General features: G+C 58.0%; 8 protein-coding genes. 4 read left to right on the forward strand and 4 right to left on the reverse strand.

Annotated elements, in window-relative coordinates:
• Nucleotides 1-190: 190 nt before the first annotated feature.
• The 3 genes from JWR14_RS20770 to JWR14_RS20780 form a co-directional block, all read right to left on the reverse strand.
• Nucleotides 191-916, reverse strand: coding sequence for a PepSY-associated TM helix domain-containing protein (locus JWR14_RS20770; RefSeq protein ID WP_299710737.1), 726 nt, complete (start codon nt 914-916; stop codon nt 191-193).
• Between the two features lie 237 nt (nt 917-1,153).
• On the reverse strand, nt 1,154-2,218 hold the full coding sequence (locus JWR14_RS20775; protein WP_299710739.1) for a serine/threonine protein kinase: 1,065 nt from the start codon (nt 2,216-2,218) through the stop codon (nt 1,154-1,156).
• Nucleotides 2,219-2,302: 84 nt separating this feature from the next.
• Nucleotides 2,303-2,515: a hypothetical protein gene (locus tag JWR14_RS20780; RefSeq protein ID WP_299710741.1), complete on the reverse strand. Its 213-nt coding sequence runs from the start codon at nt 2,513-2,515 to the stop codon at nt 2,303-2,305.
• 358 nt (nt 2,516-2,873) lie between these two features.
• Between JWR14_RS20780 and JWR14_RS20785 the strand changes: the two genes are divergently transcribed.
• The 4 genes from JWR14_RS20785 (at nt 2,874) to JWR14_RS20800 (ending at nt 6,794) form a co-directional block, all read left to right on the forward strand.
• Complete coding sequence (locus JWR14_RS20785; protein ID WP_299710742.1) at nt 2,874-4,130, forward strand: MFS transporter; 1,257 nt, start codon at nt 2,874-2,876, stop codon at nt 4,128-4,130.
• Between the two features lie 244 nt (nt 4,131-4,374).
• Entirely contained in the window at nt 4,375-4,560 is a 186-nt protein-coding gene (locus tag JWR14_RS20790; RefSeq protein ID WP_047895389.1) for a hypothetical protein, read from the forward strand.
• 315 nt (nt 4,561-4,875) lie between these two features.
• On the forward strand, nt 4,876-5,658 hold the full coding sequence (locus JWR14_RS20795) for a DUF1295 domain-containing protein (RefSeq protein WP_299710747.1): 783 nt from the start codon (nt 4,876-4,878) through the stop codon (nt 5,656-5,658).
• Between the two features lie 50 nt (nt 5,659-5,708).
• Nucleotides 5,709-6,794 carry a cyclopropane-fatty-acyl-phospholipid synthase family protein gene (locus JWR14_RS20800; protein ID WP_299710750.1) on the forward strand — a complete coding sequence of 362 codons (1,086 nt, stop codon included), beginning with the start codon at nt 5,709-5,711 and terminating at the stop codon, nt 6,792-6,794.
• 12 nt (nt 6,795-6,806) lie between these two features.
• Here JWR14_RS20800 and JWR14_RS20805 read toward each other — a convergent pair.
• On the reverse strand, nt 6,807-7,643 hold an 837-nt coding region (locus JWR14_RS20805; RefSeq protein WP_299710753.1), incomplete at its 5' end, for an amidase family protein.

Genomic DNA, 7,643 nt, shown 5'->3' on the forward strand with positions numbered 1-7,643 from the left:
TTTGGGCAGCATTCGATGTACTGACTATTGTCGTGTTGGGGAGCGGGCTTTACCTCTGGTTATCGCGGGGAAACAAAACCAATAACAAACCGGCTTAACTTGGCCGCGGCGTCAAAGCTGAACAATAAAAAACCCCGCATTTCGCGGGGTTTTCACATTCAAGCACCAGCGCAATTGAAGATCGCAACCTTCACGTCAACCCCATCCAAACCATCGCGACAATCGACGCCGTCACAATCACCGCGCCTACCGTCTTGCGTTTATTCAACTCGGTCCACAGCAACACGCCCGTCAGCGACAGCAAAATAATGCTGCCCGCCAGCGTATCGATGAGCAGCACCCAGCCCACGCTCAATCCCACGCCTTTGTGCAGATTGCTCATGGTCGCGAGAAAACTGTTCTCGGTGCGTTTCACCGATACAAACCCGTTCCCCACCCAGTATTCCGCCGATACCGACCCGCCTGGCGACGCCACTGCCACCGTCCACAACTCCGGCTGCATGGTCTTCTGATCGCCCCAGCCCACCGCGTGCGCAGGCTCACGTTTCGGCCGACCAATATTGCCGTCGAGCTTGAGTTCCTGCTTGAGCCACTTCCCGAGTTCCATCGGTGATTTGAGGCCCTGCGCGGGTACGGCCATTTGCATCTGCGAAACCTGCGGTTCTCCGCTCGAAATCTTCAGCGGACCGGCGCGATGATTCAGCAGAAAACCCGTCGTCCCGAACAGCAGCCCCAGCACGGCGCCCCACAAACCGACCCAGCCGTGAACCTTTCGCAGCCATTTGATGAACGTTGCGCGGCGCGAACGTTGTTTCCGGGCAAATTGTTCGGCGTCGTCCATCAGGCGTCCGCCGCGCGGCGCGTAGGGCATGGTGGTCACGTTAGACGCGGGTTCAAAAGTTTCAGGCGCGTTCACGCGTCTCTCCAAAGGGCAGTGCGAATGAGGGGATGCTGCGGATGGATTTCTCATCGATACAGCCAACAAGCCGCCGAGCCAGAGACAAGCACGTCAGCGAAGTCAAGCTTTCAAATGAGAATTGTTATCATTACACGAACATTAAAAATCTTCAACCGTCCGTGTTAGGACGCCGGCGCAGGAGGGGCGCACCGGCCGCGGCAAAAAAACACCGGCGAATGATCGCCGAAAAGCCCGTCAAACGGGCCAGAGCGGACCTTCTTCCATCGCGCCGACCTGCTCGCGCAACTCCAGAATCCGGTCTTCCCAATACCGCTGCGTGTTGAACCACGGAAACGCGGCGGGAAACGCAGGATCGTTCCAGCGACGCGCCAGCCAGGCCGCGTAGTGAATCAATCGCAGCGTGCGCAGCGCTTCGACCAGGTGTAACTCGCGCGGCTCGAAATCGCAGAAATCTTCGTATCCGGCCAGCAAATCACCCAGCGCACGCGACGCTTCCGGACGGTCGCCTGGCAGCAACAGCCACAAATCCTGGATAGCGGGCGCCATGCGGCTATCGTCGAAATCGACGAAATGCGGACCCGCATCCGTCCACAATACGTTGCTCGGATGGCAATCGCCGTGCAGCCGGATGCTTTTGACATCGCCGGCGCGTTCGTAGCAGCGCTCGACACCTTCCAGCGCCATCTTCACCACGGTTTCATACGCTTCCCGCACATCCTTCGGCACAAATCCGTGCGTGAGCAAAAACTCACGCGGTTCGTACCCAAAGGTCTGAATATCGAGCGCTGGCCGTTCCACATACGGCTTGATCTGTCCGACGGCGTGAATCCGCCCGATAAAGCGCCCAAGCCACTCCAGCGTTTCGGGCCGGTCGATATCCGGCGCCCGCCCGCCGCGTCGTTCGAAGATGGAAAACCGGAAACCCTCGAACGTATGCAACGACGCACCATTCAGCACGCGAGCCGGCACTGCCGGAATCTCGCGCTCATAAAGTGTCGAAACGAAAGCATGCTCTTCGAGAATGGCGTCGTCGGACCAGCGCAACGGCCGATAGAACTTCGCGACCATCGGCGGTCCGTCTTCCATGCCAACCTGGTACACACGATTTTCGTAACTGTTGAGCGCGAGCATACCGCCGTCGGTGCGCTCACCAAGCGGCATCAGGACGCTGTCGAGCGCATCGAGCACACGCTCGGGCGTGAGATCGGCGAAAGGTGGCGGTGGAAGATTAGCGTCGTCGCCGGAGAAAGACAGATTGTCTCCGGACGCGCGCGATGCATCGGAATGGTTCGAGTTCATCCCTGCATTGTGACGCGCATCGCAGGTGGAAGCATCAGCGATGCGCGGTTACTGCGAAACAGAGTTTTGAAACGCGCTAATTCTTTAATGCATGATCGCGTTCGTGGGGCGAACCAGTTCGCCGGTATCGATCAGATCTTCGAGGAAGAACGGTTCCGTGTTTAGTAGCTCCGACGTGCCGGGTTCATCGGCGTACCAGGCGACCATCGCCATGTCGCCGAGAATCCGCATGACGATCCCGCGTGCACCTTGTGGCACAGCGATATGGACGGAGCGAACGATTGAACCAATTTGCATGATGACTCCCCGAGGTGTGCCGGCAAAACAGTGCGCGTGCCGGTCGGTTCTGCATGAAACACAGGAGCGTGAGGCTCTGTGCACGAAACTCAAGTGCCGCGCGTCATTCCTCGCATGCCTGCTGTGCGCGCCTGCTGCGCGCGCCTGCAAACCGCAGTCCTGTTCCGATGATTTCGGCTGAAACGATGTTCTACTTTAGCGCATCAATTCGCGTGGGTCGAAAACTTGCATCGTATTGAAACAACGTAATTGAGTTCCAGCCGCTTTTCGAAAGTTGATTGAAAGCGCACGGTGCAACGTCCGGCAAAACCCCGACGATCACGGTATCGTTATGGCCTTCGCCACCGGAGATATCTTTGTGACTTCATCGCCGGCGCCGTCCCGGTCAGCTTCGTCCTCCTCGCTTTCCCCCGATCCCTTGCCGTACCTCGAACGTGGATCGCGCGCCTACTGGCACGCGGCGATTGCCTTGCTGTTTGCAGGCTACGCCACCTTCTCGCTGCTCTACTGTGTGCAGCCGCTCCTTCCGGAGTTCACCAAGGCGTTCGGCGTAAGTCCGGCGGAAAGTGCGATGTCGGTATCGGTGACGACCGCTTCGCTCGCCGTGGCGATTTTTATCGCCGGCTTTGTTTCGGAGGGCTGGAGCCGGCACCGGTTGATGACGCTGTCGCTGACGGCTTCGTCGCTGCTGACGATCATCGTGGCGTTTCTGCCGAGCTGGCACGCGCTGTTGTTCGTACGCGCGCTCGAAGGGCTGGCGCTTGGCGGCGTGCCGGCCGTTGCAATGGCCTATCTTGCCGAGGAAGTGCAACCCGAAGGCCTCGGCCTCGCAATGGGACTTTACGTCGGAGGCACGGCCATAGGCGGAATGGCCGGGCGCGTGATTAGCGGGATTCTCGCGGACTTTTTCTCGTGGCGCGTGGCTATTGGCGGAATCGGGGTGCTTGGGTTGCTCGCCACGCTCGCGTTTCGTGCGCTCTTGCCACCGTCGCGACGTTTCGTGCCACGGGCCGGGATGGGATTTCGCCATCATCGGACGGCACTCACCGGGCATCTGAAAAACCGCGGCCTGCGTTGCGTGATCCTGATGGGCTTCGTGCTTATGGGCAGCTTCGTGACGCTCTATAACTACGTTGGGTATCGATTGATCGCGGCGCCGTTCAATCTGAGCCAGACGGAGATTGGCGCGATCTTTGTGGTGTATCTGACGGGCGTGGTGGCGTCGCCCTGGTCCGGAAAAATGGCCGATATATTTGGCCGTGGCCGCGTCCTGATTGCCGCGCTTCTGCTGATGATTTTCGGTGTGGCGTTAACGTTGTCGAATTCGCTGCCCGTGTTGATCGCGGGTATCGCGTGCATGACGTTCGGATTTTTCGCGGGCCATGCGGTCGCAAGCGGCTGGATCGGCTTGTTGGCGAAAGGCCCGAAAGGTCAGGCAGCCGCGCTGTATTTGCTAGCCTATTACATCGGCTCCAGTGTGCTTGGTTCGTGGGGTGGCCATTTCTGGACGATCGCCGGCTGGCCCGGCGTAAGCGGCTTTGTATTCGTGTTGCTGTTAATCGGTTTGGGCGGTGCGGAATACTTGCGCCGGAGAGAACGGCACATGAACGCTTGATTGCTTACATACACGAGTGGATGTAATGAAGGTTGTTTGTAAATATCAATAAACGAGGGTTTTTCCGTATCCGCTTAAAACATCTGCCCTGAAAGTCCCACCCCATATGGCGTTTCATTAGTCGCTCGCTAACGTTTGCGGAAAGCGGCACAAATAAAGCTCAAACAACGGCCTATACTCAAATCGACAGTGCGACGTCTCACGCAACCAGGTGGACGCTGAGCACGAATGATGGGAGACGAGTATGACCACATACTTCACGATCGGCGATTTCATCCTGATTATCCCGATGGCGCTTGCAGGCATTCTCTTTCTCGGTGCCGTGCCGTGCGCCACGCAATTCCGGAAAAACACACTACGCGTATTTGGCGCGCTCCTAGGCGTGCTAGTTGCGTTCTTGCTGGTGGAAGGATTGCCGGCGCTGGTTTAGCAGTCCGATGGGCTGATTGGCGCGGCAAGTTGAGCTGAGTCTCAAGCGAGGTTTGGCTTTTACTCCCACGTCTGTGAATCGGGAACAGGGCTTCGTGAGACGCACCGTTCCTATGTCCCGCTTAACGTCGGGAATATCCTGTGCTCGCGTTCGTTCTGAACGTCGACGTTGTTTTACTTCAGCTACTACGTTCTATCTTGCGCCGGCGCATCCGCCAGGGGACAACGTGCGTAAATAGTCCAAGTCGTAGTTTGCAATCGCTCTCCAGTCGATGCCATTTATATCTAACGAACAAAAATCGACATCGAGGACCTCATGCCAGCGCTTACCGTTGCCGTTATCGCTTTTATCGCGCTCATCGTTGTTTTCACGGCGGTGTGGGCGTGGCAAGTTAAATCGAAGAATGCCGGGATGGTCGATCCAGTCTGGGCGATGTCGCTTGGCGTAATCGCGGTGCTGGTCGCAGTGCTCGCAGATGGCGATTTGCACACGCGAGTCGTGGTTGGAATTGGCGGCTTCGTCTGGGGCATTCGGCTTGGTCTACATCTGTGGAAGCGCAATGCAGGTCACGCCGAAGATCCGCGTTATCACAAGTTCCGCGAGCAATGGGGCGCCGATGCCAACAAGAAAATGTTCTGGTTCTTTCAAGTGCAAGTCGTGATTTCGATGCTGCTATCGTTCGCGTTTTTCGTGCCGGCTTATCGCGCAACACCACCGGGCGCCGCGTGGGTCGCGTTGGCGGCGGTGATCTGGGTCATCTCGATTGCGGGTGAAGCACTCGCGGACCATCAGTTGCGCGTGTTCAAATCGAACCCGTCGAATCACGACGCAGTATGCCGTGCGGGCCTGTGGCGTTATTCACGGCACCCGAACTACTTCTTCGAGTGCGTGCATTGGGTCGCGTACATTCCGCTTGCAATAGGCGTGGGAGCATGGATTTTCGCGATGCTGTTGCCGCCCGTGCTAATGGCGTGGCTTTTGATGAAAGTTTCGGGCGTACCTATGATTGAATCGGAATCGGCTAAAAAGCGCGCGGGATATGCCGATTACATGCGTACGACCAGCGCATTGATTCCATGGCCGCCGCGTCATCCTTAAATAATAATAGCGGGAGATTTCACATGAGCGACCTGCCTTCGCGAGCGGTTATGTCAGAACCACAAGAAAAAGAAGTGCCGACCGAGAGCTGGCTGATCGACTGGTGCGAACGCGGCCGGTTTCCGGATTCGATCGTGCGCCTCGGGATGCGCCGCCTGATGAAGCAGCGTCTGCGCGATGAAGGGTTCGACGATGGCGAAGCGCGTTCAAAGCGCTTTAATCGTCTGGTCGATGAACTGCGGGCAAGTCCGATCGCGATCGAAACGCAAGCCGCCAACACGCAGCACTACGAGTTGCCTGCGGCATTTTTCCGTGGCCATTTGGGCGAGCATCTGAAGTACTCGTGCTGCTTGTATCGGACGGGATCGGAAACGCTGGATCAGGCTGAGCGCGCCATGCTTGAGGAATATGCCGTCCGCGCGCAACTCACCGATGGCCAGCGCATTCTCGATCTCGGTTGTGGCTGGGGTTCGCTCTCGTTGTGGCTGGCGGAAAATTATCCGCGCTCGCAGATCGTGGCTTTATCGAATTCGCGGGGGCAGCGCGAGTTTATCGAGAACGAGGCGGCCGAGCGCGGCATTACAAATCTGAGCGTCGTGACGGGGAATATCGTCGATTTCGAATTCGATCCGGCATTGCTCGGCAATGGATTCGATCGCGTTTTATCGATCGAGATGTTCGAGCACATGAAGAACTATCGGTTATTGCTGAACAAGATTTCAGGCTGGATGCGCGAGGACGGCAAGCTTTTTGTGCATGTGTTCGCGCATCGCACGCTGGCCTATCACTTCGAGGTGAAGGACGGCGGCGACTGGATGTCGAAGTACTTTTTCACCGGCGGGACCATGCCGTCGGAGGCGCTGTTACTGCATTTTCAGGATGATCTCACCATTGATCGTCAATGGTGGGTGAGCGGCGCGCATTATGAAAAGACAGCGAATCAGTGGCTGGCGAATCTGGACGCGGCACGCAGCGAGTTGATGCCGATGATGGTCCAGACGTATGGCGCGGCTAATGCCGGTATCTGGTTTCAGCGCTGGCGCATGTTCTATATGGCCGTGGCCGAGTTGTTCGGCTACGCCGGCGGAAACGAATGGGGCGTTGCGCATTACCGCTTTTCCAAGCGATCAGGCTAGGTTCATAACTTTTCACCTCGCTGCCATCAACGCCGGGCGGCGGGCGAACCACGGCCTCGCGGCCTCTAGTTGCGCCGCCAGCCGGAACAACGTGGCATCGTCGTTGATCCGCCCCGCGAACTGCACGCCGATCGGCATGCCGCGGGCGTTCCAGTAGAGCGGCACGGACATCGCCGGCTGACCGGTAAAGTTGAAAAGCTCCGTGCAGCCAGCCCAGTCAAACGCCTTCTTCGACGAAATCGCAAGCATCCGCCGCAACAACGGTTCAATAGGAACGGTCGATAAAACGTGCATCTGGAAGCGTTCGAATTGCGTTGGCTGTTTGGCGCCAATCCTGAACGGCGCGCCAGCGAGCGTAGGCGTCAACAACACGTCATATCGCGTCATCAGCGCAGCCATCTGCGCCGCGACCTGACGCTGCGTGTCGAGCGCAGCCGGGAGGTCGCGCTCACCGATCTTCCGGCCGATATGCGCCATCGTCCATGACGCAATCTCGAAATCGCCGCGCCTGGGTTTCTGGCCACTGATGCGATCAGCGTGCAGCACAATCTCTTCGGCCTGTATTGACCACATCACGAGGAACGCGTGAGCAATAGCGTCGAAGTCGAGTCCGAAAGACGCTGGTTCTACACGATGGCCTAATGATTCGGCGAGTCTGGCTGCATCGTCGAGAGCGGCTTTTACATCCGCCGATAACGCGCCCGCAAGCTGCGGATCTTCCATATAGCCGATGCGCAACGGCCAGCACGGCTCGCCGACGGCCTGGAAAAAAGCGCCCGGTTGCCCGGACGACGTGAGATCGAGTAGCACGGCGCTATCGCGGACACTGCGCGACACGGCATGATCCAC

The sequence above is a fragment of the Caballeronia sp. genome (assembly GCF_028292365.1).
Classification (GTDB): domain Bacteria; phylum Pseudomonadota; class Gammaproteobacteria; order Burkholderiales; family Burkholderiaceae; genus Caballeronia.